At 42.4% G+C, this 15,914-nt stretch carries 14 protein-coding genes; 13 read left to right on the top strand and 1 reads right to left on the bottom strand.

The window, feature by feature from the left end; translation table 11 throughout:
- Window positions 1-1,016: 1,016 nt before the first annotated feature.
- The 11 genes from ACHUGF_RS03375 (at window position 1,017) to ACHUGF_RS03325 (ending at window position 10,254) form a co-directional block, all read left to right on the top strand.
- Window positions 1,017-1,286, top strand: a complete 270-nt coding sequence (locus ACHUGF_RS03375; protein WP_394129369.1) for a type II toxin-antitoxin system TacA family antitoxin — start codon at window positions 1,017-1,019, stop codon at window positions 1,284-1,286.
- Entirely contained in the window at window positions 1,283-1,816 is a 534-nt protein-coding gene (locus ACHUGF_RS03370; protein WP_394129368.1) for a GNAT family N-acetyltransferase, read from the top strand. The genes ACHUGF_RS03375 and ACHUGF_RS03370 overlap by 4 nt, the downstream gene beginning before the upstream one ends.
- A gap of 929 nt (window positions 1,817-2,745) precedes the next feature.
- Complete coding sequence (locus ACHUGF_RS03365; protein ID WP_394129367.1) at window positions 2,746-3,183, top strand: hypothetical protein; 438 nt, start codon at window positions 2,746-2,748, stop codon at window positions 3,181-3,183.
- Window positions 3,184-3,267: 84 nt separating this feature from the next.
- Complete coding sequence (locus ACHUGF_RS03360; protein WP_394129366.1) at window positions 3,268-3,630, top strand: hypothetical protein; 363 nt, start codon at window positions 3,268-3,270, stop codon at window positions 3,628-3,630.
- A gap of 121 nt (window positions 3,631-3,751) precedes the next feature.
- Entirely contained in the window at window positions 3,752-4,405 is a 654-nt protein-coding gene (locus tag ACHUGF_RS03355; protein ID WP_394129365.1) for a hypothetical protein, read from the top strand.
- A gap of 197 nt (window positions 4,406-4,602) precedes the next feature.
- The gene (locus ACHUGF_RS03350) at window positions 4,603-4,869 is read left to right on the top strand and encodes a Rho-binding antiterminator (protein ID WP_394129364.1); all 267 of its coding nucleotides are present in this window, start codon (window positions 4,603-4,605) and stop codon (window positions 4,867-4,869) included.
- Window positions 4,870-4,982: 113 nt separating this feature from the next.
- A complete protein-coding gene (locus ACHUGF_RS03345) occupies window positions 4,983-5,399 on the top strand; it encodes a DUF6746 family protein (protein WP_394129363.1) in 417 nt (138 codons plus the stop codon).
- Between the two features lie 78 nt (window positions 5,400-5,477).
- Complete coding sequence (locus ACHUGF_RS03340) at window positions 5,478-5,723, top strand: DUF2164 domain-containing protein (protein WP_394129362.1); 246 nt, start codon at window positions 5,478-5,480, stop codon at window positions 5,721-5,723.
- Between the two features lie 94 nt (window positions 5,724-5,817).
- On the top strand, window positions 5,818-6,852 hold the full coding sequence (locus ACHUGF_RS03335; protein ID WP_394129361.1) for a M28 family peptidase: 1,035 nt from the start codon (window positions 5,818-5,820) through the stop codon (window positions 6,850-6,852).
- A 226-nt stretch (window positions 6,853-7,078) separates the two neighbouring features.
- A complete protein-coding gene (locus ACHUGF_RS03330; protein WP_394129360.1) occupies window positions 7,079-8,920 on the top strand; it encodes a DEAD/DEAH box helicase in 1,842 nt (613 codons plus the stop codon).
- A 230-nt stretch (window positions 8,921-9,150) separates the two neighbouring features.
- Entirely contained in the window at window positions 9,151-10,254 is a 1,104-nt protein-coding gene (locus ACHUGF_RS03325) for a phosphoribosylaminoimidazolesuccinocarboxamide synthase (protein WP_394129359.1), read from the top strand.
- 99 nt (window positions 10,255-10,353) lie between these two features.
- On the opposite strand, the gene ACHUGF_RS03320 is transcribed toward ACHUGF_RS03325, so the two are convergent.
- Window positions 10,354-11,517: a hypothetical protein gene (locus ACHUGF_RS03320; protein ID WP_394129358.1), complete on the bottom strand. Its 1,164-nt coding sequence runs from the start codon at window positions 11,515-11,517 to the stop codon at window positions 10,354-10,356.
- 457 nt (window positions 11,518-11,974) lie between these two features.
- Here ACHUGF_RS03320 and ACHUGF_RS03315 point away from each other — a divergent pair, with 457 nt between their 5' ends.
- On the top strand, window positions 11,975-13,414 hold the full coding sequence (locus tag ACHUGF_RS03315) for a methyl-accepting chemotaxis protein (RefSeq protein ID WP_394129357.1): 1,440 nt from the start codon (window positions 11,975-11,977) through the stop codon (window positions 13,412-13,414).
- Between the two features lie 298 nt (window positions 13,415-13,712).
- Window positions 13,713-15,896, top strand: coding sequence for a TonB-dependent siderophore receptor (locus tag ACHUGF_RS03310; RefSeq protein ID WP_394129356.1), 2,184 nt, complete (start codon window positions 13,713-13,715; stop codon window positions 15,894-15,896).
- The last annotated feature ends 18 nt before the right edge of the window (window positions 15,897-15,914 follow it).

Raw genomic sequence — 15,914 nt, 5'->3', positions numbered from 1 at the left:
GTTTGGTGGTTTAGCCAGATAAGTACCTATTCCAAACTCCGTTTGGCCTTTTGGTAAAACATCAAAGTCGTGGCGCTTCGCCCACACCCGAGTCAAGGGAGGAAGCGCTTGCCTCCCTTAACAAACCCTCAGCGCCCCAACCAAGTTATTCTTTCAAAGCGAATAAGCTTCATACTCCAATAAAAATACCTAACAGCTCAGATGGCACATCCATGTGCCCCTGAGCTTTAACCATCATCCATGATGGTTATACGGTATTTTCATCTGCGTATTTCAGCAACTTGGAACGGGGAATAATTGTAGGCTGCAACTTCAATTTAATTTCTCATCAATTGAGAACAACGAAAGGTAGTTTACTTAGCTATTAAAGATGCGCCAGCAGGTTCAACTTATTCCCTTGGAAGTGCCCGAATGCGTTGAGTTAATTCACGTGATGGAGGCTGGTCATTCTCGTGCATCCATGCACTTCATGACATTCAGATATCCTACCTATCGACGCCGACATAGCCTCAGATGAGCCATGGTCGCTCCTTGGCATCCATGCCAGCGCGACATTCGTATATCCATATACATCAGATGGCGATTATGAGGCGCTAGTGAATTAACTCTGTAGCATGAGGATTAGCACTTCGCGGGAACGGCAAGGGAGATCCAAGAGGGGATTGCTGTTGATCCCCTCTTGGTCGGGTGTGAGCGAAGCGCCACGACTTTTTATAAATAGCTTTAATATTGCCGAAGCGCCCATAACCTTTATCAATATTGATAAAAAATTAAATACACCAAGTTTTCACGCTTTGCGCAATTAACCACATGGTGCATTGCTTCAACCCTTATTAACTGAATAAAAACATATAGCTAACGTTGCTCACATTTCAAATACCTTCAGAATAAGTGCGTATACACACCACATCACCACCTCTTGAAACTTCCGTAAAACCTCCGTACAAACTGGACAAACCTTCTATTTGCACTATAATCCTCACCATTACGGAAATATTCCGTACATAGGAGGAATAATGGCATCAGCACGTTTAGATATACGCCTTGATGAAGAGATTAAGGCAAAAGCAGAAAAAGCATCGGCTTTACTTGGACTTAAAAGCCTCACTGAATATGTGGTGAGACTCATGGACGAAGACGCTACACATGTCATTGCTAAACACGAGAGTATTGTCGTCAAAGACAATGTCTTTGATGAGTTTATAACGGCATGTGACAAAGCAACAGCGCCTAACCAAGCTTTACTTGAAGCAGCAAAATTCACTAATGAGAGTGGCGTTAAATGAGTTGGGCAAAAGAGTTCGTTGAACTTAGTAAATCCGAGCATGATCGCAATTCATTTGATTGTGGTGAACCAGAATTAAACACCTTCATCAAAACTCAAGCTGCAAAGCATATGCAAGCGGGTATTAGTCGTACTATGGTTCTACCCAGCGCTCAGCCACTGCTTAATCAAAAACAGGCTATTTGCGCTTTTTATAGTGTTGCACCTAGCTCAATCAGCCGAGAGACGTTACCTGATAAGTTAGCAAAAAAATTACCTAAATATCCCATTCCAGTTTTTCTCTTAGCTCAATTAGCCGTTCATAAAGAATTTCATGGTTCAGGGCTAGGTAAAATCAGTTTAATCCGTGCATTAAAATACCTTTGGGAAGTGAATCATCACATGAAAGCTTACGCAATCGTGGTTGATTGCCTCACTGATTCTGCACAATCATTTTATACCAAGTTCGGCTTTGAAGTGCTGTGTGAACAAAATGGTCGAACTCGGATGTTTTTACCAATGAAAACGGTAGAGCAGCTTTTTGAACAATAGATTATTACTTTTCCAAACTGCGTTTGGATTAACGTCGTGGCGCTTCGCCCACACCCGAGTCAAGGGAGGAAGCGCTTGCCTCCCTTAACAATCCCTCGGCGCTCCATTGAAGTGTTATTCCCTCAACTATTTAAGTAATTTTGCTAACGCCTCATAATCGCCATCCATGGCTCATCTGAGGCTATCTCGACATCCATGTCGAGCTCACGCAAAATTTCTTATTGTTTCAGGACACTTCAAACGGAGAAAAATAGCCTGCAGGTGCATATGTATTAGCAAGCTAAGTTGGCTTTGAGAAACCTTTGAGCGAGCATTCTGAAAAAACATGCCTGCTGCTTCACCTCATTTTCTCTACAATCACAAATCAATTAGTACAGATCAAATGCGCCTGCAGGTTCAACTTATTCCCTTGGAAGTGCCCGAATGCGTTGAGTTAATTCACGTGATGGAGGCAGGACGCCGACATAGCCTCAGATGAGCCATGGATGGCGATTATGAGGCGCTAGTGAATTAACTCTGTAGCATGAGGATCAGCACTTCGCGGGAACGGCAAGGGAGATCCAAGAGGGGATTGCTGTTGATCCCTTCTTGGTCGGGTGTGGGTTGAAAACCCACGACTTTTTGCAAATAATTTTAAAACTGCCGAAACATCACGACATTAACCAATATCGATAAAATAGTGAATACAACAAGTTTTCACGCTTTGCGCAATTTACCACATGGTGTATTAGTTCAATCTTTGTTAACTTAATGAAATACAAATAGTTAACCGAGAGCATATTTCAAAGTCTTCAGAATTAATGCACATGCGCGTTAATCCCATTATGTGCGCATGCGCACTATTAAAATGTTAGCTTTCAGGGGGGAAGCAGTTGAGATTACTACTAATATTGAGTGCAATTCTTCTATCAGGTTGTCAAGTAGCCATAATGGGCGTTAACTGTTTAGATGGAAAAATTAAGCGTGATAGCAAACCTGTAAGTTCCCCATACGAGTTGACACTTAAAGTAGAGGGGCACTCTCCTGTTACTTACAAATACAGTTGTGAAGAGTATTATGGAACCCAATGTAGTGTCCGAGGTAATGGTTGGGCTTATCGTCAAGTCGAAGGTATGAAGCCACCTCCACATCTAACATTCCAAATTGGAGATGATGAAATATCACTTAAAGCGCCAAATTGCAGAGAAATCCATTCATCTTCGAAACCAGACTATACATGGTTTGAAGCTAAGGTTAATGGAATTAGTATGTATATTGTCGGTATTGAAGATGGCAAGGCAGTTCTTAAAGCTGCTCCAACAAACTCTCCAGAATCCAAAGTGTTTTATCTGAAATTTGATTATGAATTTTATCAGCAAGAAAGCTAAAACAGTTTGCTGTTTATCGTGCCTTAAAATTTTAGCAAACAATTTTTAGTCTCTTATCGGGCGTTATAAGCAAAGGAGTGCTCAATGAAAGCTGTGTTATCAATCATTGCCGCAATTATTATTTCAGGATGTGCCTCAACAATCGAAGAAGAACATGAAATCCCTAAGCGCTCGATTGGCTCTGCTGGGAAGGCATTAGGGCAAGATATAATTAATTCGATAGATACTTATGTCCTAAATAACTTCCACTGCAAATCTTGGAAAGCTAACAGCGTCGAACATGTTTCCGTTATGGGAGAGCTTTACTTTAAAAAATCAGGCCATATTGTTTCTGGCTCGGTTGCAGAGAATTGGAACATTGTTCAATGTGGTACGGATATCAAGCTGGCGCTAGTAATAACTGCTGACGGTGCCGGCGGGAATCTTGTGGCAATAAAAAAACTGTAAAATTTTGCTTATAACAAACGAATCAAAGCAGCGGACACAAACAGTTGGCTTGTGTTCCTTCGTCGCAAATTGTAGCCAACTATTTTGTGCCATTTATGCGGGGCGTTAAATTGGAGTCATCGTGCATCACATTATTAGGCTTATTTTTATCATTTCGCTAGCTCCTATCATTGCTAGCGCTACGGCACAACAGCCTGATGAAATAATCATCTCCGATAAAAGCCACCCTCTTCAAACTAATCCCCTTGATGATTATCTAGAGATTAATGGTTGGAAACCGCCTGAAGAAGCGAATATTTGGTCTTCAAATTGGCGAGGATACATTGCCACTTGGAGAATAGATGGAAATCATTTGATATTGGATGATGTAACGATCCGTATAGATGGGCCTGATAGCGATAACTCATTTAATGAGGTTGAGAAAAGTATTCTAGATAGTTTATTTCCAAATCAGGTAAAAATCTTAGCTAAATGGTATACAGGAGCATTAATCGTCCCAACAGGAGAATCAGTTGAATATGTACATATGGGCTACGGATCTACTTACTCCAAGTATAGTGTTTTAGAAGTAAAGAAAGGCATTATTGTTAAGAGCACCAACTTTACTATTGAAGAGTTCGAAAGATATAAAATTTCAAAATTTGAAAAATTCAAGAAGACCGAAACATTTAAGGCTGGACTATTAGAGTTGACCACTGGTGAAAACTCTTGGAGTGAAGATAGTGCAGTATCATTTATGTATGACTTCTTTGCGGAAAAGTACCTCTCACAGTAAAGGCCTAACAAACGCACTAAAGTCGAACCATTACACGCTTGCTGAGTCGGCACATGGCCTCAAAATAATAGCAAGTGTGTAATGGGCGCCTTATGCGAGCGTTCAAATTGGCATCGAAAGTAATTTCACATGACAAAATAGAGACATGCGCCCATCACCTATAATCAACTCACTACCAACAAAAACCAAACAACCCAATGAGCAGCTGCCTAGCTTATGACTACATAGAAATAGCCTGCCTTTATCGTTACCCGATTAAGTTGACGATGAATTCGGGTGACACCTTGCACGGTATCGCAATGGATACCAAGCGCAATTCTGCTGGTGTGGAATGTATTGAGTTAGCAATGGCTGCACAAAAAGTATTAATCGTACTTGATGACATCGCCACGCTTGCAGTTTGCGTTGAAAACCCGCATTTTAATCAAGTCAGTATCAACTCAAATACACCCAGCTCGGATTAACCAAGGCTGTACTCATTAAGCTGAGCTTACCTAACTTTTAGCTCAGCCAAATAAGGCAGACAGTTTACACTACCGAGTAACAGGCATTTTGCCCTCACCAAAGGATGGATAACATGAAACGATTAATCACAGCACTGTTGGTAATAGGTTTACCTGTTGCACTCATGTCTACACAGATTCATGCATCGAATATGGCAGAAGAAAAGCCCACACAGCACTTAAAAGTCGCTGAAGTCACCAGCATGGAACAGGCTAAAAAAGTCTTCTTAATGAAAACGGCTGAAATGATGTCAAAGCAACAAATTGACCAAAAAGCCGCAGCTGACATTCACATTATCACTTATACACTGGAGCAAAGTGTTGCCTATTTCACTGAAAACCTAACCGGTGAAAAACAGGCTTTAGCAACACAAATGGCTGAAGTGGTTGAGCGGATACATTTAACGTCTGAAACAAGCAGAACCGATCAACTTAAAACGCATTTAGGTGAATATTATCAGCTAGTCGATCAGTTCCTATTTAGCTTTTAAATATCCATTGTGAGCCGTTTCTCTATGGAACATATCCTGCGCTTTCAATAACCGCATAACATATTAGGCAAAATCATCATGTCAAAAATTGAATTTACCGCAGCTGAAACAGAGCAGATGGTCGATAAACTGCAAACTTATTTTGAAAGTGAACTGAATCAGGAGTTGGGCCAATTTGATGCGGAGTTTTTATTAGACTTCTTTAGTAAACAAATGGGCGCATATTACTACAATCGTGGCTTACATGATGCACGGGCTATTTTTGAGTCTCGCGTTGAATCTATTGACGACGACATATACGCCATTGAAAAAGAGATCCGTTAATCTGCTCCTTTGTGGAAAACGGCTCAATATAAACCTTCAAACATTAGCAATATAATCCATACTAGATATATAAAATCATTCACTTAGGACACCAATGCGACTGCAAAGGAATATGCGCCAAACCTTAGCTGTGCTCCTCATCAGTATGGCGTTGAGCGCCTGTGCCAACCAGCAACCCTGTAACCTGCCCCTTGAACATGTTTGGGTGGATCAGGCTCAAGTGAAAAACGATGTAACAATACTCAGTAGCGATAGCATGCAAGGTCGCAAAACCAACCAAGTGGGCGCTCAACTTGCAAGAGATTATTTAAACCGTCGTTATCAAGAAATAGGCTTAACTGTTTGGTCGATACCTTCCTCAACCCCCGAGCTAGAACATACTAGCAATACCACTAGCAACTCGCGTTACAACCACCCCTTTGATTATCCGCATCAATTCTCAACCCGCCAAGGTATTAACGTGGTAGGCGTCAGCTTGGCTAAACACCCCAGTAAACGCTGGCGAATTGTCACGGCGCATTATGACCATCTAGGCAAACGTGGCTCTCGAATCTATAACGGTGCAGACGACAATGCTTCCGGTGTGGCGGGGTTACTGGCGATAGCGCAACATTGGCCACTCACCCGAATGAGTGAGCAGGTTAATTTATTATTAGTAGCCACAGATGCTGAAGAAAATGGACTCCATGGCGGTTATGCCATTGTTGAAGCATTACAAGAATTTGCCGCGCAACAACAGGCGCAAATTGAGCTCGCGGTAAATTTAGATATGATAGGCACATCACCGAGAGCTCAACGTATTTATATCGAAGGCGATAACAACTTAACTGAGTTTGAGCAATTCAAGGATGCACGTTATCAGCAGAGTCAATTATGTATTCGAAATAGCCGCAGTATGTTCAAGAAAGGTCAACTAAATCGAACAGATTGGTTACGGGCATCGGATCATTATCCATTCCACAAAGCCGATATACCTTGGGTGTATTACGGTGTACCACCACACAAGCACTATCATCAAACAACAGATACTGCAGATATTATTAGCTGGTCATTTTTATCAGCTACAATTGAAACTGCAATGGCAACATTACAGATCAAGGCAGCCGACATTGTCGCACCGTCTTCTTAAAGCGCATTTTAAGATATCGACAATAACTTGCCATATGGGTTTAGCAATACAATCAAAAATCAGGCCACTTTTTAATAAGACCAACGATTTTAATAGCCAAATGAGATATAGGTTGCTATAATATCGCCCTTTTTGAAACGGGAAATCGACACGGGGTTGATTTTCTGTCTGTGAAACTCCAGCGCGAATTTGATATTTTCGTGCGCATCCACAAGGCAACAACTCAATGTCATCCGATGAAAGAACTTTCCGCGAACTTGGTTTATCCGAGAATTTGCTTCGTGCCCTTGACGATCTAGGTTACGAAAAACCAACGCCAATTCAGGCTGCAAGTATCGATCCTTTAATGGAAGGAAAAGATATTTTAGGTCAAGCGCAAACAGGTACTGGTAAAACAGGTGCATTCGCACTGCCACTACTAAATAGCGTTGACCAAAAACTAAATGCGCCTCAAATCCTTGTACTTGCTCCTACACGTGAGCTTGCTGTACAGGTTGCTGAAGCATTTGGTAGCTATGCAAAACACATGAAAGGCTTCCACGTACTGCCTATTTACGGTGGTCAAAGCATGCATCAACAACTGAGTGCGCTACGTCGTGGCCCTCAAGTGGTTGTGGGTACACCCGGTCGTGTTATGGACCACATGCGTCGTGGTACATTAAAGCTTGATGCATTAAAAGCATTAGTACTTGATGAAGCAGATGAAATGCTAAAAATGGGCTTCATCGACGATATCGAATGGGTACTAGAGCACAAGCCTGCTGAAAGCCAGTTAGCGCTTTTCTCGGCAACAATGCCAGAGCAAATTAAGCGTGTTGCTAACAAGCACCTAAATAAGCCTGTTCACATCAGCATTGCAGCAAGCCACACAACAGTTGAATCAATTGAACAACGTTTTGTTCAAGTGTCTCAGCACAACAAACTTGAAGCATTAGTACGTGTGTTAGAAGTTGAAAATACTGAAGGTATTATCATCTTCGTGCGTACTCGTAACAGCTGTGTTGAGCTAGCTGAAAAGCTAGAAGCGCGTGGTTATGCATCATCACCACTACACGGTGACATGAACCAGCAAGCCCGTGAGCGTGCCGTTGAGCAGCTAAAACGTGGCAAGTTAGACATTCTTATTGCAACTGACGTTGCAGCTCGTGGTTTAGACGTTGAGCGTATCGGTCACGTTGTAAACTACGATATTCCTTATGATTCTGAAGCCTATGTTCACCGTATTGGTCGTACTGGCCGTGCAGGTCGTACTGGTATGGCAATCTTGTTTGTTACTCACCGTGAAATGCGTATGTTACGTACCATTGAGCGTGCAACAAACAGCCGTATTTCACCAATGAAGATCCCAAGCCCTGAAACCGTTGCAGAACGTCGTTTATCACGCTTAGGTGAGCAAATCCAAGAAACCATTAATGGTGATATTGACTTCATGAAGACGGCAGTTGCCGATTTATGTACTCAGCTAGAAATCGATACTGATTTATTAGCTGCTGCATTACTGCAACAGGTTCAAGCAGAGCGTCCTCTACAGCTTCCTCCAATTCAAGAACGCAACCGTGATTCTCGCGACGACCGTCGTGGTGAGCGTGGTGGCGAACGTGGTGAACGCCGTGAACGTGGTGGTCGCCCAATGCCAACAAGCTTCGGTAAAGCTGACGGCCTTAAAGACAATCCAGACGTGAAAATGAATCGTTATGTGATTGATGTAGGTCGTGAAAATGGTGTAGGTGTCGGTAATATCGTAGGTGCAATTGCTAACGAAGCTAACATTGAAAGCCGTTTCATTGGTCAAATTCAATTATTTGATCAAGTCACTACCGTTGACTTACCAGATGGCATGCCAAAAGACGTATTAGGTCACCTGAGAAAAGTACGTGTATGTGGTCGTCCATTGAACATCCGTGAAGCGGATGGTGAAGCGTTCCCAGAGCAACGCCAGCGTCGTCCTCGTGGTGATCGTAATGACCGTCGCCCTCGTGGTGACCGCAATGACCGTCGTCCTCGCGGCGATCGTAACGACCGCCCTTCTGGCGACCGTCGTCCACGTAAGCCACGTGATAACGGCTAACAAGTTAAATACTTAAAAATGGAGCCTTTTGGCTCCATTTTTTTATGGCAAAAAACCAGTAATTTGACTGCAGCTTACTCACCCTGTGGTATGCCCTAAATCACAGGATTGTTCATATATCCAAAAAGCCTATTTATGGCCTGTGTTTAAGTGGTAAAGCCACTGATTACAGGTAAAATAGCCGCCATTAATGATCCCCCGACTAGCATCTTTCTAGAGGAACACTCGTCATGAGTCTTGCTGATTCAGTTTTAGCAGTGAATAACGATCTACCAATTCGCACCGACAAGCCTGTACATAGCGGTAAAGTGCGCAGTGTATATTGGTTAACTGAGGCCGATAGCCGCCGTTTGATTGACCAAAAAGGCTACGATGTGCCAGCGGATACACCACTTGCCATCATGGTGATCAGTGACCGTATCTCAGCATTTGACTGTATTTTCCATGGTGAAGAAGGCTTAAAAGGTATTCCTGGGAAAGGGGCGGCACTGAACGCGATTTCAAATCATTGGTTCAAGCTGTTTAAAGAAAATGGTCTAGCAGATAGCCACATTCTCGATATCCCACACCCATTTGTGTGGATTGTGCAAAAAGCGCGACCTGTGAAAGTTGAAGCCATTTGCCGTCAATACATCACAGGTTCTATGTGGCGTGCTTATGAGAAAGGCGAACGCGAGTTTTGTGGTATCACCCTGCCTGAAGGCTTAAGCAAAGATCAAAAACTGCCTGAACTGCTGATTACGCCATCAACCAAAGGTATTTTAACCGGTATTCCAGGCGTACCTGCACAAGATGATGTCAATATCTCTCGTCAGAATATTGAAGAAAACTACCAAGCATTCGGTTTCGAAAAGCCGCAAGATATCGATTTATACGAAACGCTGCTTAAACAAGGTTTTGGTGTTATTTCAGATGCTCTGGCCAAACTGGACCAAGTTTTCGTTGATACCAAATTTGAGTTTGGTTATGTCACTGACAGTAACGGCCAATCCAAGCTGATTTATATGGATGAAGTGGGCACACCAGATTCATCCCGTATTTGGGATGGTGCTGCTTTCCGTGATGGCAAAGTGATTGAAAACTCAAAAGAAGGCTTCCGTCAATTCCTACTAAACCACTTTGATGATGCTGACATCTTACTTAACAAAGACCGTATGGATGAACGTGAAGCATTAGCCCGCGATAACGCATTACCGCTTGAAGCAATGATGAACGTATCGCGCACTTACACAGGTGTTGCAGAGAAAGTGACGGGTAACAAGATTGAACTGTCTTCCAACCCTAAGGCTGATATCGTCGCCATCTTAAAACAGCAATATGGATTAATCGATTAAACTAGCAGTTAGTTGATAAGCCACTTAAAAGGGAGCAGTCGCTCCCTTTTAATACTCAAATACGCTTTTTAAGCACGAACATATTGAACACTTTTCAAATTAGTCCGAATCAGTAATCGACATCAGCACGTTATAAATCCAGCTACACATCTGATGCTCATTCAGTTCATATAAGAATTCCGCCTCTTCACTCATCAATTGATGTGCCTTCAACTCGCCTAATGTATCAAGACCATTTAACCAACTGAGTAATAAACGCTCATCTAATAATTGCATTAGCGAAGTAACTGACTGATTTGATTGGAGCTTTGGCTTGTACGATTCTTTAAATTTTTGACGTAATTCATCAACCGCTTGTGTGTCACCTTGAGCCTCATAAAAGTTTTGTAAAATGCCGACACCTATCGCCTTTGTTATTTTAGTACGACCTCTATCAAACATTGTCTGCCCAAGTCTCTCACATGCTTGTAAGCTCCTGACTTGATGTTGAGCCTTACACCATTCTAAGGCACTTCCGCCAAACATTGTTGCAGCAGACTTACCAATAGCATCAATCGTACTCATCCTTACATCAACCCCTTGGGCAGCCATCGCATTGACATAATAGATAAGCTTTTCTCCCCAGCGTTCATTATACCCCGGCGCACTCAATAGAGAGTCGATTGCAGCCAATACAGCCTCATCATTGTCATTTTTGGCATAATAATTAATTGCTTCAATCCAAATTGCACCATTGTATTTATCTTTACTTATGGCAAGTTCTATTAACTCATTGGTACATCTGGCATCTTGAATTTGGGTACATTGCTGAATCAATTCTTTAGCAAGTAATGGGTTATCACTGCCATTTTCAAACAGCTCAAACAAAGTATCTGGATCAGGTTTTAAGCCAGGTTGATCTTGATTAAACATAGCGTAAGCGAGTCGATCACTTTCCAACGTTGACTCAGCTAATCTTTGCATACGATGTTGTTGCCTCAACTTAATGTTTTCTATATCAACAAAACTATCTGTAATAGACTCAAGATCTGGCAGACAAGCAAACATTGCTTCTTCAGCTGTAGGTGGTTCAGTAGTAGACTTCGCGACAGATTGAGCATGTGTTAGCTCATCCAAGTTGCCAGAATCAACCCGCTGAGATTGCTCAATAGATTGCTGCATGGGTGAAATCAATGAAGGGTCAACTTCTTTGGCAGGAATAAGTAAAACGATAAACAATCCAATTAAGGCCACTGCCACTGTAATTTTGAATACACGAGCCATAAAAGTCCTTTTTATTTAATAGCTTGGTTATCTTTAAACATCTAGAGTAAGTTAGTGAGCGCTAAAATAAAAGGCCATATGCCCCTATCGTACTCAGTTCCCCCTAACGGCCCTACTCTAACGTCTCAATCTTAAAGTTATCCTGCAGCCTCAATTTACAAACAGACATCAAAAGTAAACAACCAAAAAGTCACGATTTTACACATAAATAGATATGTAATAATCATTTATGAAACAGCATCAAAAACCTATGACATTTAGTGTTACCAAAACAAATACTAAGATAAGAACAGCAATACAGACATTTGTTAAACATCAGGGTTAAACCAACCCAAGCACACCTTAACAAGCAACAATCACCTCAAAAAAACAACATAAACCTCAACTTGTCTATTTCAATCACTCACTTGCTCAACTACTATCTCAGTAGCAATTACAATTTGGAGCCAGCCAAGCTATGAAACAGGTGGAATTTCGTAATATTGATAAGTTGTTTATCAAGATGTCTATCAATGACAAATTTTGGAGTATTTTTGCTCTTTTCCTGCTTATTCTCTCTGCGGTCAGTATCAGTAGTTATTTCAACAAGGTCGACCTGATTGAACAACAATCTCAGTTCGCTTTGGAGCAAAAAGCCACGGGTATTTTAGAAACATTGACCCGACTCGATCAGCTAGACCAAGCCAGTCATTACGGGTTGCAGTTACAGAGCCGCAATACCGAGAGCAACCATAACGGCAACCAAGTGACTGGCGTGGTAATGAACCAAGGCCAATATTTCAGCTTATCAGCCTCTATTAGCCAAGAAGAAAAACAAGCTAAGCAAAGTGCATTCTACTCCTTGCTACTTAGCTATTTATGGGCGCTGCCGTTCGCATTAGTGCTTTATTGGAATGCGACTTTCATCGGTGGTGCGTTATGGGTGCTATGGGATACGACAGTTAAAATTGGTAACGGTGACTTAACTTCTCGACTCGGCTTCCATCCTGGCCGTGATGAATTCGGCACCATAGGTTGTGCATTGGACAAAGCCATGGACACCTTAACTGAGCTGGTTGTTACCGTGAAACAAAACACAGAAACCTTGCACTCAGCATCGAACTCAATTGCAGATGAAACCAGACAAAGTGCTGAGCAAATCGATCAACAATATGCATCGCTGGACTCTGTTGCCACGGCAATGGAACAAATGACAGCATCGGCGGCTGAAGTATCTAATATTGCCAGTAATACCACGGCCCAAGCTGAGCAAGACTCTGAATATACTAAACAAAGCTATGGCCGCGTAAAAATGGCGATTAATGAGATTGAGCAGCTTTCAAATTACATCGAAGACACCTCTAACTCGGTGCATACCTTAAAAGAGAATGCCACCAAGATTAATGAAGTGATCACCACTATTAATGCTATTTCTGAACAAACAAACCTATTGGCATTAAACGCTGCAATTGAAGCGGCACGTGCAGGTGAAATGGGGCGTGGCTTTGCGGTCGTTGCTGATGAAGTTCGTACATTAGCTAGCCGCACACAATCCGCCACAGTTGAAATTCAGTCGATGATTGAACAGCTACAATCAGAAACCCGTAACATCGACAGCATTACGCAAGATACAGTGAAACAAGCTCAGAGCAGTAGCGAGCTGATCAGCAATATTGGTACTGACGTTAATGCCATCACTGAATCATCGGGTTCAATTATGGACATGAGCTTCCAAATCTCGACTTCATCGGAAGAACAAAGCTCAGTGGCCAACGATATTGCACAGGAGCTGACCGAAATCCGCGTAAAATCAACCACAATTCGAGAATTGGCACAGCAATCGTCAGTGGGTGTTGAAGATCTAGCACAGGCATCTGCTAATTTGGGCAAGATTTTGAGTAATTATCAAACGGCTTAATACTCTGCCGCAAACTCAGTAAAACCAATCGGCATAAATAAGTGAACATACTTGTGCTGATTGGTATAAAACAAAGCCATCATATTGATGGCTTTTTTGTGCCTGCTAATTAATTTGATTTAGCTAGCACATACCTCCTCTGAAGCCACACTCATAACAAGGTCATTATTTACAAAAGGCTACAAATGTAAATGATAATTATTTTTATTTAGATCTTTGCAAATTTTAATTACCATTTGTGTTAACCCAATGTTGAGCGCTGCTCAGCCACATCCATATAGCAAAGATGAATATCACCATGAAACTGTCACCCATTAGCCTAGCTATCGCTCTATCTATCAGCAGCAGTGCATTTTTTAGCACGTCACTAGCAATCGCGGCAGAAGTAACCGAGACTTCTGCAGCACAAACCAATGCCAGCGAAGATCAACTCATCGAGAAAATTGAAGTCAAAGGACGTTATATTGAAGGCTATAATGCTCACCAAGCCAGCGGTGCTTCACGTTTAGACCTTGATATTGTCGATATTCCACAATCGGTTTCTGTGATCACCAGTGCGCAACTGGAAGACTTCCAACTCAATGACATAAACTCAGCATTAGACACAGCAACAGGCATTAATGTAGAGCGTATTGAAACCGACCGTACTTATTACACAGCCCGAGGTTTTGATGTCACTAACTTCCAAATTGATGGCGTAGGCCTGCCATTAACCAATGGTAACAACCATGCCGATGAAGACACCGCTATATACGACCGTATTGAAGTAATACGCGGTGCAAACGGTTTAATGACAGGTGTAGGTAATCCATCAGCAACAATTAACTTTATCCGCAAACGCCCACAAAACAGTAATAACTTAGCACTGCAAGCAAGCTATGGCAGTTGGGACAACAAACGCATTGAGGCCGATGGTACATGGGTGATCAATGACAACTTCTCAGCGCGTGCCGTCGCGGTTAAACAGAAAAAAGACTCATATCTGGATCGCTACCAAACAGACAAAACCATTGGCTATGTTTTCCTTGAAGCCAACATCACCGACAACACTAGTTTATCAGTGAGCCACAGCTATATTGATAATGATGCGACTGGCAATAACTGGGGCGCACTTCCCTTATTTTATACCGACGGCAGTGCCACCAATTACGACCGCTCAACCAATACATCGGCCAACTGGTCAAATTGGCAAGTCACCAAGCACAACACTGTGGCAGAGCTAAGCCATTACTTTAACGATGACTGGCGTTTACGCGCAACCTACTCCCATAAAACCACAGATGAAGACACCGAGCTTTTCTATGTCTACGGCACACCAGACAAAGAAACTGAGCTTGGTTTAACCGGTTACGGCAGTGAATATGATTTAGATGATAAACATGATCTAGCTGACTTATACATTGACGGTGAGTTTGACTTATTCGGCCGTAGCCACCAGTTGGTCGCTGGGGTAAATTACGCCAAAGTCAAATACACGGACTCATCACTATACGACTACACCACGGGTAATGGCTTCCCGCCAATGCCAGATCTCAATACCTGGGATGGCAATACGCCTATGCCAACATTTGCAGATGGTTTACGCGGCAGTGATGTGACAGCAACGCAAAAAGCGGCATATATCACGGGTCGCTTCAATATTTTTGACCCACTGCACGTGATTATTGGTGGTCGTTTTAACGACTGGAAAGCGCAAGGTGAGTCTTATGGAAACATTCAAGATGTTGAAGACAGTGAGTTCATTCCATATTTAGGCGCGGTATATCAATTTATGCCTGAGTTATCCGCCTATGCCAGTTACACAGAAACTTTTACCTCGCAAACAGAGCTAGACATTAACGACCAAACCCTAGCACCTGTTACTGGCGAAAGTGCCGAAGTCGGCCTAAAAAGCAGCTTATTTAATGGGGCATTAATCGCCACACTAGCTTACTTCAACGTGAAGCAAACCAATTTAGCCACACTGGATCCTGATACAGCCGAGCTACCACCCACTGAGCAGCGTTATTACGGTGCAGATGGCATTGAAAGCAAAGGTTTTGAACTGGATATTGCCGGAGAAGTCTATGATGGTCTTAATGTTAGCTTGGGCTATACCGACTTTGATATTGAAGCAAATGACGACAATAATCAGGTAGCCAATTACACACCGAGCAAGCTGTTCAAACTTGGCACAACCTATCAATTACCTTTCCTAGAAGATCTCACCATTGGTGCCAACATGCGCTGGCAGGATGATATTTTCCGCAAGCAAGGTGTGGTTGGTGAAGGTTTTGACAATGCAGGCGATACCATCATTACCGAACAAAATGCTTATGCGATTGTGGACTTGATGGCACGCTATCAATTTACCCCCAATATTGAGCTTACCTTGAATGCCAATAACGTAACTGATGAGAAATACCTCACCAGCCTTTATTGGGCACAAGGTTATTACGGGGCACCCGCTAACTACAGTGCTTCTTTAAGCTGGAAGTTATAACAGCAACGCCCTTGCTGT

This window comes from Shewanella maritima, from assembly GCF_043643735.1.
Lineage (GTDB): Bacteria > Pseudomonadota > Gammaproteobacteria > Enterobacterales > Shewanellaceae > Shewanella > Shewanella maritima_A.
The sequence above is the reverse complement of the archived record's forward strand: the minus strand, read 5'-3'. Positions and strand labels throughout refer to the sequence as shown.